General features: G+C 45.2%; 15 protein-coding genes. 1 reads left to right on the forward strand and 14 read right to left on the reverse strand.

All coding sequences use genetic code 11. The annotated features are described in order from the left end of the window. Positions 1-15: 15 nt before the first annotated feature. The 14 genes from pgpA to AACQ75_RS04960 form a co-directional block, all read right to left on the reverse strand. Complete coding sequence (pgpA, locus tag AACQ75_RS04895; RefSeq protein ID WP_013856199.1) at positions 16-519, reverse strand: phosphatidylglycerophosphatase A; 504 nt, start codon at positions 517-519, stop codon at positions 16-18. Beyond that, on the reverse strand, positions 516-1,490 hold the full coding sequence (gene thiL, locus AACQ75_RS04900) for a thiamine-phosphate kinase (RefSeq protein WP_094123770.1): 975 nt from the start codon (positions 1,488-1,490) through the stop codon (positions 516-518). Before thiL ends, pgpA begins: the two co-directional genes overlap by 4 nt. 123 nt (positions 1,491-1,613) lie before the next feature. Continuing rightward, positions 1,614-2,081, reverse strand: coding sequence for a transcription antitermination factor NusB (gene nusB / locus AACQ75_RS04905; RefSeq protein WP_013856197.1), 468 nt, complete (start codon positions 2,079-2,081; stop codon positions 1,614-1,616). Then, positions 2,081-2,551 (reverse strand): 6,7-dimethyl-8-ribityllumazine synthase, encoded by a 471-nt coding sequence (gene ribH / locus AACQ75_RS04910; RefSeq protein WP_026027639.1) that lies wholly within the window; start codon positions 2,549-2,551, stop codon positions 2,081-2,083. The genes nusB and ribH overlap by 1 nt, the downstream gene beginning before the upstream one ends. A gap of 208 nt (positions 2,552-2,759) precedes the next feature. Beyond that, positions 2,760-3,869, reverse strand: coding sequence for a bifunctional 3,4-dihydroxy-2-butanone-4-phosphate synthase/GTP cyclohydrolase II (gene ribBA / locus AACQ75_RS04915; protein WP_013856195.1), 1,110 nt, complete (start codon positions 3,867-3,869; stop codon positions 2,760-2,762). Positions 3,870-3,957: 88 nt separating this feature from the next. Continuing rightward, on the reverse strand, positions 3,958-4,614 hold the full coding sequence (locus tag AACQ75_RS04920) for a riboflavin synthase (RefSeq protein WP_010320134.1): 657 nt from the start codon (positions 4,612-4,614) through the stop codon (positions 3,958-3,960). A gap of 1 nt (position 4,615) precedes the next feature. Next, positions 4,616-5,713, reverse strand: a complete 1,098-nt coding sequence (gene ribD, locus AACQ75_RS04925) for a bifunctional diaminohydroxyphosphoribosylaminopyrimidine deaminase/5-amino-6-(5-phosphoribosylamino)uracil reductase RibD (RefSeq protein ID WP_017047324.1) — start codon at positions 5,711-5,713, stop codon at positions 4,616-4,618. Between the two features lie 6 nt (positions 5,714-5,719). Further along, a complete protein-coding gene (gene nrdR / locus AACQ75_RS04930) occupies positions 5,720-6,169 on the reverse strand; it encodes a transcriptional regulator NrdR (RefSeq protein ID WP_010320136.1) in 450 nt (149 codons plus the stop codon). A gap of 131 nt (positions 6,170-6,300) precedes the next feature. Next, the gene (locus AACQ75_RS04935; RefSeq protein ID WP_170889648.1) at positions 6,301-7,551 is read right to left on the reverse strand and encodes a glutamate-5-semialdehyde dehydrogenase; all 1,251 of its coding nucleotides are present in this window, start codon (positions 7,549-7,551) and stop codon (positions 6,301-6,303) included. Between the two features lie 13 nt (positions 7,552-7,564). Further along, complete coding sequence (proB, locus tag AACQ75_RS04940; protein ID WP_038148735.1) at positions 7,565-8,704, reverse strand: glutamate 5-kinase; 1,140 nt, start codon at positions 8,702-8,704, stop codon at positions 7,565-7,567. A gap of 122 nt (positions 8,705-8,826) precedes the next feature. Beyond that, the gene (crl, locus tag AACQ75_RS04945) at positions 8,827-9,216 is read right to left on the reverse strand and encodes a sigma factor-binding protein Crl (RefSeq protein WP_170889650.1); all 390 of its coding nucleotides are present in this window, start codon (positions 9,214-9,216) and stop codon (positions 8,827-8,829) included. Positions 9,217-9,316: 100 nt separating this feature from the next. After that, a complete protein-coding gene (frsA, locus tag AACQ75_RS04950) occupies positions 9,317-10,564 on the reverse strand; it encodes an esterase FrsA (RefSeq protein WP_170889652.1) in 1,248 nt (415 codons plus the stop codon). A gap of 89 nt (positions 10,565-10,653) precedes the next feature. Next, positions 10,654-11,118, reverse strand: coding sequence for an oxytetracycline resistance phosphoribosyltransferase domain-containing protein Tet(34) (gene tet(34), locus AACQ75_RS04955; protein ID WP_010320141.1), 465 nt, complete (start codon positions 11,116-11,118; stop codon positions 10,654-10,656). Positions 11,119-11,157: 39 nt separating this feature from the next. Next, the gene (locus tag AACQ75_RS04960) at positions 11,158-12,453 is read right to left on the reverse strand and encodes an NCS2 family permease (RefSeq protein WP_013856188.1); all 1,296 of its coding nucleotides are present in this window, start codon (positions 12,451-12,453) and stop codon (positions 11,158-11,160) included. Positions 12,454-13,339: 886 nt separating this feature from the next. On the opposite strand from AACQ75_RS04960, the gene AACQ75_RS04965 reads away from it, so the two are divergent. Then, positions 13,340-14,812 (forward strand): aminoacyl-histidine dipeptidase, encoded by a 1,473-nt coding sequence (locus tag AACQ75_RS04965; protein WP_017046587.1) that lies wholly within the window; start codon positions 13,340-13,342, stop codon positions 14,810-14,812. Positions 14,813-14,816 lie beyond the last annotated feature (4 nt).

A 14,816-nucleotide genomic window follows, 5' to 3' on the forward strand; every position in this document is an offset into this window, starting at 1 on the left:
TGAACGCTGACAATGTTATAACCAACCCGCCCAAAAGCCGACCCAATACAGCGCAATCGCGGATACAACACCTGCCACGATATCATCGAGCATAATCCCCAAACCACCATGCACTCGTTTATCTAACCAACTGATCGGCCACGGTTTGAGCATATCGAAAAAGCGAAACAGCACGAATCCAGCCACCAGCCATTTCCAATCTAAACTGGGCAATTCAAACAGTGGCACGACTAGCATTGTTATCCAAAAACCGGCAAATTCATCCCACACAATCGAACCGTGGTCATGCACTTTCATGTCGTCAGAAGTCACTTGGCAAATTTTCACGCCCACTAAGCAAGCCAGCACAACCACAGCACAATATACAGTGAGAGGTAGCTGTACTAACAGCAAATAAAAAGGCACTGAGGCAAGCGTTCCCATTGTGCCGGGCACGATAGGCGATAGGCCACTGCCAAAACCCGTGGCCAAAAGATGCCAAGGGTTCTTTAATGAGATTAATGCGATAGGGTTTGTCATCCGTTCACCTTAAAATGATCATAGCCGCTTAACTGCCAATTGAGTTTTTTTCCTTGATGCTGGAGCTCAAAAATACCCTGCGGGCGAATTTGGCCAATGCAACTCACCTTACAACCACAATGAGCAAGCGCACTTTCGATGGAACCTCGGTTATGCTCTGGAACAGTGAAACACAACTCATACTCTTCACCGCTGGTTAGTGCATATTGCTGGGCTATTTGTCTCTCGCCCACAAACTGCAACAGCTCTTGCGAAATAGGCAACGCACCGACATCTAAACTCACCCCAACATTTGAACGATGCAAAATATGTTTGAGATCAGACACTAAACCATCGGAAATATCAATTGCAGAAGAAGCCAAATGAAGCAATGCTTGGCCAGCAAGAATTCTTGGCGTTGAGAGATAGTGACGCTTTTCAAGCTCTTGGGCAAAAGGTTTATGGCGTAAGCTTGGGTCAAGAACCACATCGAGCCCAGCTTGGCTATCACCGAGTTCACCAGTGACGTAAACCCAATCTCCCACTTTGGCTCCACTGCGCAGCAGCGCCAATTCTTGTGGCACAAAACCTTGTACTGTCAAGGTAATGCTCAGTGGTCCTTTGGTTGTATCCCCACCAATTAGCTGAATATTGTAGTAATTCGCAAGTTCGAAAAAAGCATCACAAAAGGGTTTTAGCCATGCTTCATCGACACTAGGTAGAGTGAGTGCGAGCGATACCCAAGCAGGCGTTGCCCCCATCGCAGCCAAATCACTGATGTTAGATGACAATGCTTTATGAGCCACCCAAGCCGGATTCGCATCGGTTAAAAAATGAGTGCCTGCGACTAAAGTGTCGGTACTGATGGCGATCCGAACATTTTCTGGTGCTTTGACCAATGCACAATCATCTCCTAGAGCAAGAGAGACATCTTTACGTTGTGACTGACGGTTAGAGAAATAGGTATCGATTAAATTGAATTCACCGAACATAAAAAATTCCCTGCCCTGAGTTTTTATTATGTACATCATTTCTCATCGCTTAGGGCTTTCGCGGAGAAAGATCCGTCATAAAAAAGGTCAGCGAATGCTGACCTTTTATTTTAAAACGACTTATTATTTTTTGCGTACATGTGGGGCGGCTTTATCAAGCACGCCATTCACAAATTTATGGCTATCTTCAGCAGCAAATACCTTTGCTAACTCAATCGCCTCATTGATGACCACTTTATATGGCACATCATCACGACGAGTCATTTCGTACATGGCTAAACGAAGTAACGCCAATTCCATCATGTCTAAGTCTTGCATTGGACGAGACACGAAAGGACGCAATTTGCTATCTAGCTCTGTGTGGCTTAGCACTACACCCGTGAGTAGATCACGGAAATATGCAACGTCGGTTTCTGGAGCCGCTAACGCTGGCTCAGCAGCATGATGCTCTTCTTCATCATACTTACCACCCGAGAGGAATTGCTCTTCGATAGTGGCAACATTTTCTTTTGTAATTTGCCAAGAATAAATTGCTTGTAGCGCAAATTGACGTGCATTACGACGTGCGGCTGGTTTCACACTGGCCCCCATTAGGAATCGATTTCTGAAAGAACGTTAATCATCTCAAGCGCGCTTAGTGCAGCTTCTGCACCTTTGTTACCAGCCTTGGTTCCCGCGCGTTCAATGGCTTGATCGATGGTATCAACAGTTAGAACACCAAATGCCACTGGAAGGCTGTATTCCAGAGACACTTGCGCCAAACCTTTATTGCATTCACTGCACACATAATCAAAGTGTGGCGTACCGCCACGAATCACAGTGCCAAGAGACACGATAGCGTCGTATTTACCCGTTTTTGCTACGCGTTGAGCAGTAAGAGGTAATTCGACAGCACCAGGGCAGCGAACAACAGTAATATTGTCATCGCTAACTTGTCCGTGACGCTTTAAAGTATCGATTGCACCAGAAAGCAGGCTTTCGTTAATAAAACTGTTGAAACGAGAAATAACGATAGCAATTTTTGCATTTGGTGCGGGGAAACCACCCTCGATCACTTTCATAAGCCTTCCTTTAACTATATACACAAGTGAGAATCGCCGGATTCTAGCACAATTTTGTGAGCAATATCTAATGGAAATTCGGCTTAGACGGCAAACCAAGCGGCTAATCAGCGAAATAATAAAGGAAGCGTTGGGCTTCCTTTATTGGTTTTATTACGGTGTATTTTTAAATGTGACGTTAGGTTCTAAGCGCTAAAACGAGATGACGTTATTGGCAAACATACTCAGTCACATTCAAGCCGAAACCGCCTAAAGCGTGATACTTTTTATTGGCTGAAGAGAGTAAACGCATGTCACGAACACCTAAATCCGCCAGAATTTGTGAACCAATCCCCACACGGCGTGAAGTACCTTGTTTTTTCGCTAAAGTAGGCGCTTGGCCTTTGTCTTGTTGCTCAAACATTTTAACGCGATGGATCAATAAGTCGCTCGACTCTTCATTACCTAAAATGACCAATACGCCGCCCTCTTGGCCGATACGCTGCATCGCTTTATCTAAAGTCCAACTGCGTTCAGCATTGCGATCGCTACGCAGTAAATCGGTAAAGGTATCGTGCAGATGAACTCGCACCAATGGCGCTTGACCATCCAATGTGCCTTTTTGCAATGCGTAATGGATCTGATTATCAATCACGTCGCGGTAAGTGATCAGTTCAAATTCACCGTATTCTGTCGGCAACTTGCACTGTGCAACACGCTCAATGGTCGTTTCTGTGTTATTACGATATTCAATCAGATCAGCAATCGTACCGAGTTTTAAACCATGTTGCTCGGCAAACACTTCAAGATCAGGGCGACGCGCCATGGTGCCATCATCATTTAAAATTTCGACGATCACAGACGCGGGCTCTAATCCCGCAAGGCGCGCTAAATCACAACCGGCTTCCGTGTGTCCAGCGCGAGTTAAAACGCCCCCCTCTTGCGCAGCCAGTGGGAAAATGTGCCCAGGTTGCACTAAGTCTGAAGCTTTCGCCTCTTTCGCCACCGCAGCTTGTACCGTCACGGCGCGATCGGCCGCTGAAATGCCGGTGGTTACGCCTTCGGCCGCTTCAATCGAGACGGTAAAATTGGTGGTGTATTGAGCATTATTATCCTGCACCATAGGAGCCAAGCCTAAACGCTGACAACGAGCTTTAGTCATAGTTAAGCAGATCAGGCCACGACCAAATTTAGCCATAAAATTAATCGCTTCAGGAGTAACGTGCTCGGCGGCCATGATCAAGTCACCTTCGTTCTCACGATCTTCGTCATCCATTAAGATGACCATTTTCCCAAGGCGAATATCTTCAATGATCTCTTGCGGGGTACTTATTGGCATACTCTATTTTCCTATCGCTGAACTATTTTCCGCACAGTCCCTGACTTAGATTTATCCACGACCGTGGAGGCATGGGACAATACGCGGTTTACGCAAAACCATTTTGTTGTAAAAATGCTAAGCTAATTTTCGACTCTGGTGTCTCTTCATCTTGCTGGTTTTGCAGCAAACGCTCCATATAACGCGCGAGCACATCCACTTCCAAATTCACTTTACGCCCAACATGAAATGCATCAATGGTCGTTTCGGCAGAAGTGTGAGGCACTATGGTCAGCTTAAAGGCATTCTTTCTTAAATCATTCACAGTGAGGCTGATACCATCTACTGTAATTGAGCCTTTTTCAGCCACGTATTTATTCAATGCCGGTGGGATCGCTACCCAAAACTCTATCGAACGACCAACGGGATTACGTTCAATGATTTCACCAACACCGTCAACGTGCCCAGAAACAATGTGTCCACCAAAACGAGTGGTGGGCAACATGGCTTTTTCTAGGTTGACCTTGTCACCAACTTGATAGTGAGCAAACCCGGTTTTGTTGAGCGTTTCTAGTGAGAGATCCGCTGTATATTGAGTGCTGTTATAATCTACCACGGTCAAACAGACACCATTTGTGGCAATACTGTCACCAAGTTTGACATCGCTCATATCAAGATGACCGACTTTCACGGTCACACTGATGTCTTCACCTTTGGGTGTAATCGCGGCAAGTGTACCTACCGCCTCGATAATTCCTGTAAACATGCTATTTATCTTTTATTTTAGGTACGGCAATGATCCGAATATCCGGCCCAACTTGTCGTACATCTTTGATGATTAACTCTAGCGTATCCGCCATGGAAGATAGCCCCAAAGCACCAAATAGCCCCCGACCATCACTACCCATGATTTTAGGCGCTAAGTACAAAATGATCTCATCGACCAATTGGGCTTGGATCAGTGAACGAGCCAGTGTGGCACCAGCTTCTACCCAGAGATGATTCATTTGTGACTGCTCAGCTAAATAAGCTAAGGTATCCGCTAACTCAAATTGTGTCTGGTTGCTATTGAGCAATGACGTATGTTCAGTGCCAAGCACCAATACTTCACCGGAATGTTGATACAGCTTTAGACCATCATGGAGTTGGTTTTGCCTGTCAAGAATGACTCGCACTGGTTGGCGTAACTGATGTTGTGGGTAGTTCACTTGCACTGATGGAGGCAGTTCATCCCAACGCACAGTCAATGAAGCATCATCTTCAATCACTGTTTTGCTGGTCGATAAAATCCCACCCGCTTTGGCGCGAAATTTTTGCACATCTCGCCGCGCGGCCGCTGAAGTGATCCATTGACTCTGACCATTATTGAGTGCTGTTTGTCCATCAAGACTTGCGGCCATTTTCAATTGGACAAAGGGCATCCCACTTGTCATGCGTTTAATAAAACCCGGATTGAGCGCGATGGCATCCGCTTCTAACAAACCGACTTCGACTTCAATCCCAGCGTCACGCAGCATTTGAATACCACGCCCAGCGACTTGAGGATTCGGATCTTGCATTGCGCAAATTACTTTCGCCACTTTGGCGTTAATCAAGCCTTCAGCGCAAGGCGGTGTACGGCCATGATGCGAGCAAGGCTCTAAAGTGACATAAGCGGTAGCGCCTTGCGCTTGCTCGTTTGCCATGCGCAAGGCGTGTACTTCGGCATGCGGCTCACCAGCACGAACATGAAAACCTTCACCAACAATCTGCTCTCCTTGAGTGATCACGCAGCCGACATTGGGGTTAGGTTGAGTGGTAAAAACGCCACCTTTAGCAAGCTCAATGGCTCGCGACATCATTTGATAATCAAAAGGAGTAAACATAAGCGATTAATCTTCCAGCTTCGCGATTTCTTCACCAAACTCACGAATATCTTCAAAACTACGATACACGGAGGCAAAGCGGATGTAAGCGACTTTATCGAGTACTTTGAGCTGCTCCATCACCAAGTTACCAATCATTTTACTTGGAACTTCTCGCTCACCAGTGGCTCGCAACTGAGATTTAATCATACTGATTGCAAGCTCAATCGCATCGGCGCTGACGGGGCGTTTTTCTAATGCTCGCTGTATACCACCGACCATTTTATCTTCGTTAAACGGTTCACGATTTCCATTTGATTTGATGACTCTTGGCATCAAGAGCTCGGCCGATTCAAACGTGGTAAAACGTTCATTACATGCCAAACATTGACGGCGACGGCGCACTTGATGGCCATCTGCGACAAGACGAGAATCAATCACTTTGGTGTCGTTCTCTGAACAAAAAGGACAATGCATATCACCTCCATAGCAATGAGCATCAGTGTACCGGAATTAGTACGCAAGTTGAACGCAAAAGGGGCATCAGCCCCTTTTCAATCTCTATTTTGTTAACAACCACACTTTGCGTTATCCATAACGAAAAGAACTTAACGGCGTGATAAGTAATTGGCTTTGCCAACCCACTTGTAACTGGTCAACTCTTCTAAGCCCATCGGCCCGCGAGCGTGCAATTTTTGGGTCGAAACGGCCACTTCAGCGCCTAAACCAAATTGAGCTCCATCGGTAAAACGCGTCGAAGCATTGACATACACTGCAGCAGAGCCCGCGGAATTAATAAACAGCTCTGCATTAAATAGGTCATTTGTCATGATCGCATCCGAATGGCTTGCATTGTGTTCACGCATATGTTGAATCGCTTGCTGCACGTCATCGACCACTTTGACGCCCAAAGTGTAACTTAGCCATTCGGTGTCAAAATCGCCTTCAACGGCCTCTCTCAACTGTTTCGCATGGCTCATGCAGGCTTGGGCTTTTGGCTCAACAACGAAGGTCACTTGATCATTAAGTCGTAGCACCAGTTTTGCCAAAAATTCACTCGCAATCGCTTGATGAACCAGCAAAGTATCCAGTGCGTTGCACGCAGAAGGGCGCTGAATTTTGGCGTTTTCAATTACCTCGACTGATTTGTCCAGATCCGCCGATTGGTCAACAAAAATATGGCTAATGCCAAAACCACCAATAATCACCGGAATCGTGCTGTTTTCTTTGCACATTTTATGTAGGCTAGCGCCGCCGCGCGGAATGATCATATCAACATATTCATCCAGCTTGAGCAGCTGTGAAACCAGTTCGCGATCCGGTTTCTCAATATACTGCACCGCAGCCGCTGGTAGTTGTGCTTTTTCTAGCGCCGATTGAATAACGTTGACTAGCGCCATATTGGAGAAAAAGGTCTCTTTCCCTCCCCGTAAAATACTGGCGTTACCCGTTTTTAAACACAATGCCGCAATATCAATGGTCACATTAGGACGCGCTTCATAAATAACGCCCACCACACCTAACGGTACTCGGCGGCGAGACAATGACAATCCGTTTTCAAGCACTCGGCTATCGATTTCACTACCGACAGGGTCATTGAGATTAATCACATTACGCACGTCATTAGCAATGGCTTGCAGGCGCGATTCATTGAGCAATAGGCGATCAAGCATCGCATCGTTCAACCCGGCTTGGCGGGCCAGTTCGATATCTTGAGCATTCGCTTTTAAAATCGCGGCGCTCTGCGCCTCCAGTTCATCGGCAATGATCGCTAATGCATTGTTTTTTTGTGTCGTTGAAACGGTAGCGAGCTGGAAAGCGGCCTGTTTGGCGGCTTTACCCATTATGGTTAAATCCACTTTCTTTTCCTTACTATTCTTGGATCACAACAAGATCATCGCGATGAATGACTTCTGAGCCATAATCGTAACCTAAAATGCCTCCGATATCTTTGCTGTGTTTGCCCGCGATTTTGGCTAAATCTTGACTGGAATAAGCGGCGATGCCACGGGCAATTAATACGCCTTGTTTATCGGTTACTCGCGCCACTTCACCACGTGCAAAAGTACCACTGACATTCACTACCCCTTTCGCTAATAAGCTACTGCCATTCGCGACTACAGCGTTGACGGCTCCGCCATCAATGACAATGTCACCAGAAGCGGCAGGACCCGCTAAAATCCAGCGTTTGCGGTTTTCTAACGCTTCGGTACATGGCAAGAAACGGGTGCCTTGTGGCGCATCACTTAAAGAGTCAAAAATAACGTTGCTGGCACGCCCTGCGGCGATAATGACTTCAATCCCTGCACGACGAGCAATATCAGCGGCCTGAAGCTTAGTTGCCATACCTCCGGTGCCAAGCGTGGTACCACTACCCCCAGCGATTTTACGCAAGGTATCATCAATGGTTTTGACTTCTTTAATCAGTTCAGCGTTAGGATCTTTACGCGGGTCAGCGGTGAAGAGCCCTTTTTGGTCAGTGAGCAGCAGCAGTTTATCGGCACCGCATAAGATACCAACTAAAGCTGACAAATTGTCGTTGTCGCCTACTTTGATTTCACTGGTTGCCACTGCATCGTTTTCGTTGACGACGGGAATAATATCGTGCTCGACCAAGGCATTAATGGTATCTCGCGCATTCAAAAATCGCTCACGGTCTTCCAGATCGGCCCGAGTCAGCAGCATTTGGCCGATTTTAATCCCGTAAATAGCAAAAAGAGATTCCCATGCTTGAATCAGTTGACTCTGCCCAACCGCAGCAAGCAACTGTTTGCTAGCCATTGCGTTGGGGAGTGCGGGGTAACCTAAGTGTTCTCGACCAGCGGCAATTGCGCCCGACGATACAATCACCACTGAGTGGCCTTGCTTTTTCAGTTCAGCACATTGACGGACAAGCTCAACCATATGAGCTCTATCTAACGCCAAAGTACCACCGGTTAATACACTGGTTCCTAGCTTCACAACGATTGTTTGAAGTTGCACCGCTTTTCCGCTTTGTTGATTCGTTGTCATGATTTCTTCTGAAATGGAAAACACATAAGAGCTGATGTTTTAGCAATCAAAGCAATAATTCACAAGTAGAAAAGGTGCTAAAAAGCACCTTTTTCATCACGAGGGTAAGGGGATAACGAAAATCAGACGAATTCAGCGGAATCTTGTGCAATCTCAACACTCAATTCAAAGCGCTCATAGAGACTCGCTACCAGTTTGGCATGAAACTCTTCTTGGGTACGTTTGACTTCAGAAAATACGGATTTAGGAATCGCGTCGGCATCCCACGCTCCAGCTAAGTTGTAACGTCCTGTATGATACTTAGCCTCAAACCCTGATTCTTTCTTAGTAAGTTCCAGCCACCAGCCCCAAAACTCTCGTTTCTCTGGGGATTTTTTGTCATTAACGCAAGACGCAAGGCAATCAAATAAGTAGTGATCCTCACGACATTGGCCTTCTCGTAAATAAGGTCCAATAGCTTTTAAAGCAGACAATAAGCGATAATGAGTCGGGGTGTGGGTCAGTTCTGACATATTGACTCTCCATTTCAATGTTAAGAACGATCATTATTTTTATTAATCATATGCTTGTTACCGCATACCAATATCATGCTTAACTAATTTAGTAGAAAAGTCACCTAAATAGCTCATCTTCTAACCACTTTATCGCTAAATCGAGGGATTGCTCATATCCTTGTGTAATTGTTTTGCTTTTTATCTGTTTCGCTTTGCCATATTCACTAAAAATTGCAACTAATTGATTATCTGAATAGGGTGAAATGGGATCACCTTCTAATCCTAAAGCCAAAATCGGAACTTTAGTTCGCCTACTGGTTAAAAAACCTTGCACTTTCAGTGACCACGCTCGCATCAACCCAGCAAGGCTATTAATATCCACCACGTCTTTACCTAAACGAGACGCCAGCACATCAATATACATTTTGGGCATTTTTTTCAATTTTTCTGGCGAAGCTAAAATATCGTGGATAGGTGCGCCTAATGAAACACAAGCCTTGATTTTATCTTGCTCTAGAAAAGAGAGCCTGATCATGGAGTTACCACCAAATCGAAATCCAACAAGCCCCACTTTTCGATGATCAACCCAAGGCAAGCTTTCCAGTTCATTGAGTACGGCTTGATGCAGACATGAAGAATCTTCAGTTAAAGGCCAATGGGAGCTATGACCGATAGAGGGCATATCAATGGTTAAAACCGCAATATCTCTAGGCGCGAGATAATCTCTAAACAAACGCCACATATCCGTCTGCAAACTGTCTAAACCGGCGCTAACCAAAACGACCGGATGAGGCCTATCGGTATTGGGCAAATGCAAATTAGCGACTATTTTTTTGTTCTTATAGGGTACTTCAATCTGCTTAATCACATAACGAGTCAATTTGGCCGCTTCGTTATAAGCGCTGTTTGACAGTATCTGCGCCTGTAAGGATAAATTATCATTTTTTAGATGCGGATAACCAGCAATGCTAAAGCAGAGCGACGCGGAAAAAAGTTCATTGGCCGCCTCTTCGTCTTGCTTGTCATTAGCGCGCTTTTGGTGACGCATACCCAGCTTAGTCCACTCGTATGCCCAGTTACCACTGTGATAGCCCATAACCGTATCTAACCAATCCGCTTCGGTTCGCGAATGTTTCGAAGAGGCAATGCGGGCGAGAACTTCTTCTTGCTCTACTGGATCAACACCTTGCCATATCCACTGTAAACGCCTGAGATTTCGATACCAAACGTACCCTTCTTGCTGTTTTTTTAGGTCCAAAATTTCTTGGCTGCTTGGCATATAACGGGTCAATGCCGAGGTTTCTTGGGCTTGCTTGTATTTCTGGAACAAGGTTTCAGAAAGGTTTTGGCTGTTAGATTCAGACATAAGTCGATTCAATTGAGAGCGGTGCTCTAATAGTAATAAAAAAAATGGCCCGATAAAGGGCCATTTTCAAATAAACGCAAAGAAAAACATTACTTTTGTTTACGGTTAATCGGTTCTGCGTATTGAATCGTCATATCCCATGGCTGCTCAATCCACGTATCTTGAGCAATATCCACAACGTAATCATCTAACAAGCTTACGCCAGAAGGCTTCGCACACACCGCAATCAATTTCGCTTTAGGATACATTTCACGTAGCTTACGTGCGGTATCACCACTATCGACCAAATCTTCAACAATTAAGAAACCTTCGCCGTCACCTTCAGGTGCTTTGATCACTGTCATGTCACGCTGATGATCATGATCGTAACTTGAAATGCAAATCGTATCGACATGGCGAATACCTAATTCACGCGCCAATATGGCACCAGGAACCAGACCACCACGGCTCACCGCCCAAATACCTTTCCATTGCTCTGCAGGCATCTGTTTTTCTGCCAATTGACGACAGTAAGTCTGCATGTTGTCCCAAGTGATAACGAATTTATTGCTCATTGTTGTAAACCTAATTATTTAAATAATCTGTGTCGTTCATTACATTGCAGAGGCGATATACTTAAAGATGAAGATGGCTGACATCACCCACACACTCATCGATACACTGCGCCCTTTGCCACTAAATAGTTTGATAGCCGCATAAGCAATGAAACCAAGAGAAATACCTTCTGCGATAGAGAATGTCAGCGGCATTAATAAACAGGTAACGACGACAGGAGCCGCTTCTGTTAAATCGCGCCAATCAATACTGACCAAACCAGAAAGCATCAAAATTGCCACGTAAAATAATGCACCAGACGTAGCGTACGCAGGGATCATTCCAGCTAATGGCGAGAAGAATAATGCAAGTAAGAACAAAATGCCAACAACGACTGCAGTCAGCCCTGTGCGCCCGCCAGCAGCAACACCCGCCACACTTTCAATATAAGAGGTTGTGTTTGATGTACCTAGCAGGGCACCGACTGACGTAGCAGTAGAATCGGCAAGCAATGCTTTATTTAGACGTGGGATTTTACCATCTTTGCCAATCAAATCTGCCTTTTGCGCCACACCAACTAAGGTGCCAGCCGTGTCAAATAGATCGACAAACAGAAACGCAAACACCACTGAGATCATACCCACTTCAAAAACGGCGGAGAAATCAAGCTGCAAAAAAGTTGGCGCAATACTTGGTGGTGCCGACATAATGCCATGCCACTGAACGTCACCAAACACTAAACCAAGGCCAGTAACCGCAAGAATCGCGATCATTACAGCACCCTTTAAACCACGATGAACCAAAGCAATCGTCAGGAAGAAACCTATCGCACCGAGTACAGCAGGAAGAGAAGTAATTGCGCCGACAGAAACCAAAGTTGCAGGGTTATCAACCACAATGCCTGCATTTTTCAGGGCAATAAAGGCAAGAAAAAGTCCAATACCGGCCGAGATCCCCGTTCGTAATGACATCGGAATCGAACCGATGATCCACTCACGGATTTTAAAGATACTAAGAAAAATGAACAGCACACCAGAAACGAATACCGCCGCCAGCGCAACTTGCCATGTATATCCCATGCCGAGCACAACGGCGTAAGTAAAAAATGCGTTTAACCCCATACCCGGAGCCTGTGCGATTGGGTAGTTGGCAACAAAGCCCATGATGAAACAGCCAATAGCCGCCGCAAGACACGTAGCAACAAATACTGCACCACGGTCCATGCCGGCATCCGCTAAGATCGCAGGGTTAACAAAGATAATGTATGCCATCGTGAGAAATGTCGTTATTCCTGCGATAACCTCAGTGCGCACGTTTGTGCCATATTCACTAAGTTTAAATAGCCTTTCGAGCATGATCGAGTCCTATAAGGGTAAAAAGTAAACGGTTGCGTAATCGATTGGCTGTGGATTATAGAGAGATCAGATCACAAATTCCAGATAGAATTAAGACTGTAATATGCTTTTATTAATGGCTTATGAACTTAGTCGCGCTTCATTTCTTCAAAAAGAAAAAGCGGATTTCCATATCGTATTGCCATTGAGCCGTAAAGGAAGTGCTGAACATTGAGATAAAAAAACGCCACCTCATCTGAGGTGGCGGCGAATCATTTTAGCCAAACTGACTACAAAAAAATTCCAATATCTAGGGGGTGAACATACAGTTCAAATAACATGCTTAAAGTCTTAATAACCAAAGCTTGTTGGGTAAGCAAAGTTGCCAGTGTAAACAGACTTGTTTGTCCAGAACATTGCAGATGGTAAACCTTTCATAACTATCACCTTATAAAATCAATTGAACATAAATTTGATTTCTCGGTTCCATGGAGGCGATAAACGGACTCATCCTTTGAGCATTTTTTCTTCGCTTTCGAAGTTGGTTACAAATATACCACCAAGAAATTAAATTACAATATTTAGCGTGATAAAAATCACATAATTTTATTTTAATGATCTACATCAACAGATTTAGGTAATTAAATTACACAAATATCAGCAAAAAATGATTATTAGGCGGTAAGAGGAAGAATCTCATCGCCGATTGTGTCATCTCTTCTATACGCTACAGTCGATTTAATGTGACACCAATAAAACAATTCTCAAGCGGTGAGGCTACTCGCTGATTGTCGAGAGTGGTATGCTGTCCACCACTACAAGTCATGCTCAGATCTAGTCGATATCGCTACAAAAGAAACATTTCGCCTGTTCATGATCTGGCAAGCTCGAATAAAAGGAGTATTCCGTGTCTGAGTTCTATTCTGAAATCAGTAAATTGTCATCGGCACCCGTATGGCAATTTTTCGATAAAATCTGTTCCATTCCTCACCCATCTAAGCATGAAGAAGCCTTAGCCCAACACATCATCCAGTGGGCGACAGAGCAGGGTTTAGCGGTACGCCGAGATCCAACCGGCAACGTTTTCATAAAAAAACCAGCGACAGCTGGCATGGAACATAAGAAAGGTGTGGTTCTACAAGCTCATATTGATATGGTGCCGCAAAAAAACGAAGACACGCAGCACGACTTTGCTAAGGACCCTATCCAACCGTATATCGATGGCGAATGGGTAACGGCCAAAGGAACCACTTTAGGTGCCGATAACGGCATGGGTATGGCAGCATGTTTGGCTGTTCTCGCGTCAAAAGAGCTCAAGCACGGTCCTATTGAAGTGTTACTGACGATTGATGAAGAAGCGGGTATGACTGGTGCTTTCGGCCTTGAAGCGGGTTGGTTAGAAGGAGAGATCCTGCTCAATACTGATTCAGAACAAGAGGGCGAAGTATATATGGGCTGTGCTGGTGGTATTGATGGCGCAATGACTTTTAATATCCAACGACAAGCCATGCCTGCTGGTTACGTAACACATCAATTGATTTTGAAAGGGTTAAAAGGAGGTCACTCTGGGTGTGACGTCCATACTGGCCGTGGGAATGCTAACAAGCTGCTGGCTCGCTTTCTTGCTAGTCACGCACAAGAACTTGATTTACGTTTGATCGAGTTTCGCGGTGGTAGCCTACGTAACGCCATTCCTCGAGAAGCGTTTGTCACCGTGGCCATTCCTGCCGAAAATGGGGTAAAACTGGATGAGCTATTTAGCACCTATACCCAGCTAGTGAAAGAAGAGCTTGGACGCGTCGAAACAGGAATTGTCACTTTCAACAACCCGCAAGAAAATGCAGAAAATGTCTTCGCTCTTGTTGATCAACAACGTTTTATTGCCGCATTAAACGCGTGTCCAAACGGTGTGATCCGGATGAGCGATGAAATTGAAGGCGTAGTTGAAACCTCATTGAATGTCGGTGTGATTACCACGCAAGAAAACTCTGTGACTGTGTTATGCCTTATTCGTTCTCTGATTGATTCAGGTCGCCAACAGGTTGAAAGCATGCTCAAATCCGTTGCTGAGCTAGCGAATGCGGAAATTGCCTTTACTGGTGCTTATCCGGGCTGGAAACCAGATGCCGATTCAGAGATCATGGCTATTTTCAGAGACATGTACCAAGGTATTTACGGTCATAAACCGAATATCATGGTGATCCATGCTGGCCTAGAATGTGGTCTTTTCAAAAAACCTTACCCAGAAATGGATATGGTTTCGTTTGGCCCAACCATTAAATTCCCTCACTCACCGGATGAGAAAGTGAAGATCGACACAGTCGACCTTTTCTGGGAGCAAATGGTTGCCCTACTAGAGCATATTCCAGCGAAAGTTTAACCCA

The organism is Vibrio sp. B1-2 (assembly GCF_963888445.1).
In the GTDB taxonomy this organism is placed as follows: Bacteria; Pseudomonadota; Gammaproteobacteria; order Enterobacterales; family Vibrionaceae; genus Vibrio; species Vibrio anguillarum.

Coding starts and splice junctions, on each gene's coding strand:
- ribH (WP_026027639.1), bottom strand. CDS start 2,551: ATGAAAGTGATCGAGGGTGGTTTCCCCGCACCAAATGCAAAAATTGCT.
- AACQ75_RS04960 (WP_013856188.1), bottom strand. CDS start 12,453: ATGCTCGAAAGGCTATTTAAACTTAGTGAATATGGCACAAACGTGCGC.
- AACQ75_RS04920 (WP_010320134.1), bottom strand. CDS start 4,614: ATGTTTACAGGAATTATCGAGGCGGTAGGTACACTTGCCGCGATTACA.
- ribBA (WP_013856195.1), bottom strand. CDS start 3,869: ATGCCAATAAGTACCCCGCAAGAGATCATTGAAGATATTCGCCTTGGG.
- nusB (WP_013856197.1), bottom strand. CDS start 2,081: ATGGGGGCCAGTGTGAAACCAGCCGCACGTCGTAATGCACGTCAATTT.
- crl (WP_170889650.1), bottom strand. CDS start 9,216: ATGTCAGAACTGACCCACACCCCGACTCATTATCGCTTATTGTCTGCT.
- nrdR (WP_010320136.1), bottom strand. CDS start 6,169: ATGCATTGTCCTTTTTGTTCAGAGAACGACACCAAAGTGATTGATTCT.
- ribD (WP_017047324.1), bottom strand. CDS start 5,713: ATGTTTACTCCTTTTGATTATCAAATGATGTCGCGAGCCATTGAGCTT.
- pgpA (WP_013856199.1), bottom strand. CDS start 519: ATGACAAACCCTATCGCATTAATCTCATTAAAGAACCCTTGGCATCTT.
- proB (WP_038148735.1), bottom strand. CDS start 8,704: ATGACAACGAATCAACAAAGCGGAAAAGCGGTGCAACTTCAAACAATC.
- thiL (WP_094123770.1), bottom strand. CDS start 1,490: ATGTTCGGTGAATTCAATTTAATCGATACCTATTTCTCTAACCGTCAG.
- frsA (WP_170889652.1), bottom strand. CDS start 10,564: ATGTCTGAATCTAACAGCCAAAACCTTTCTGAAACCTTGTTCCAGAAA.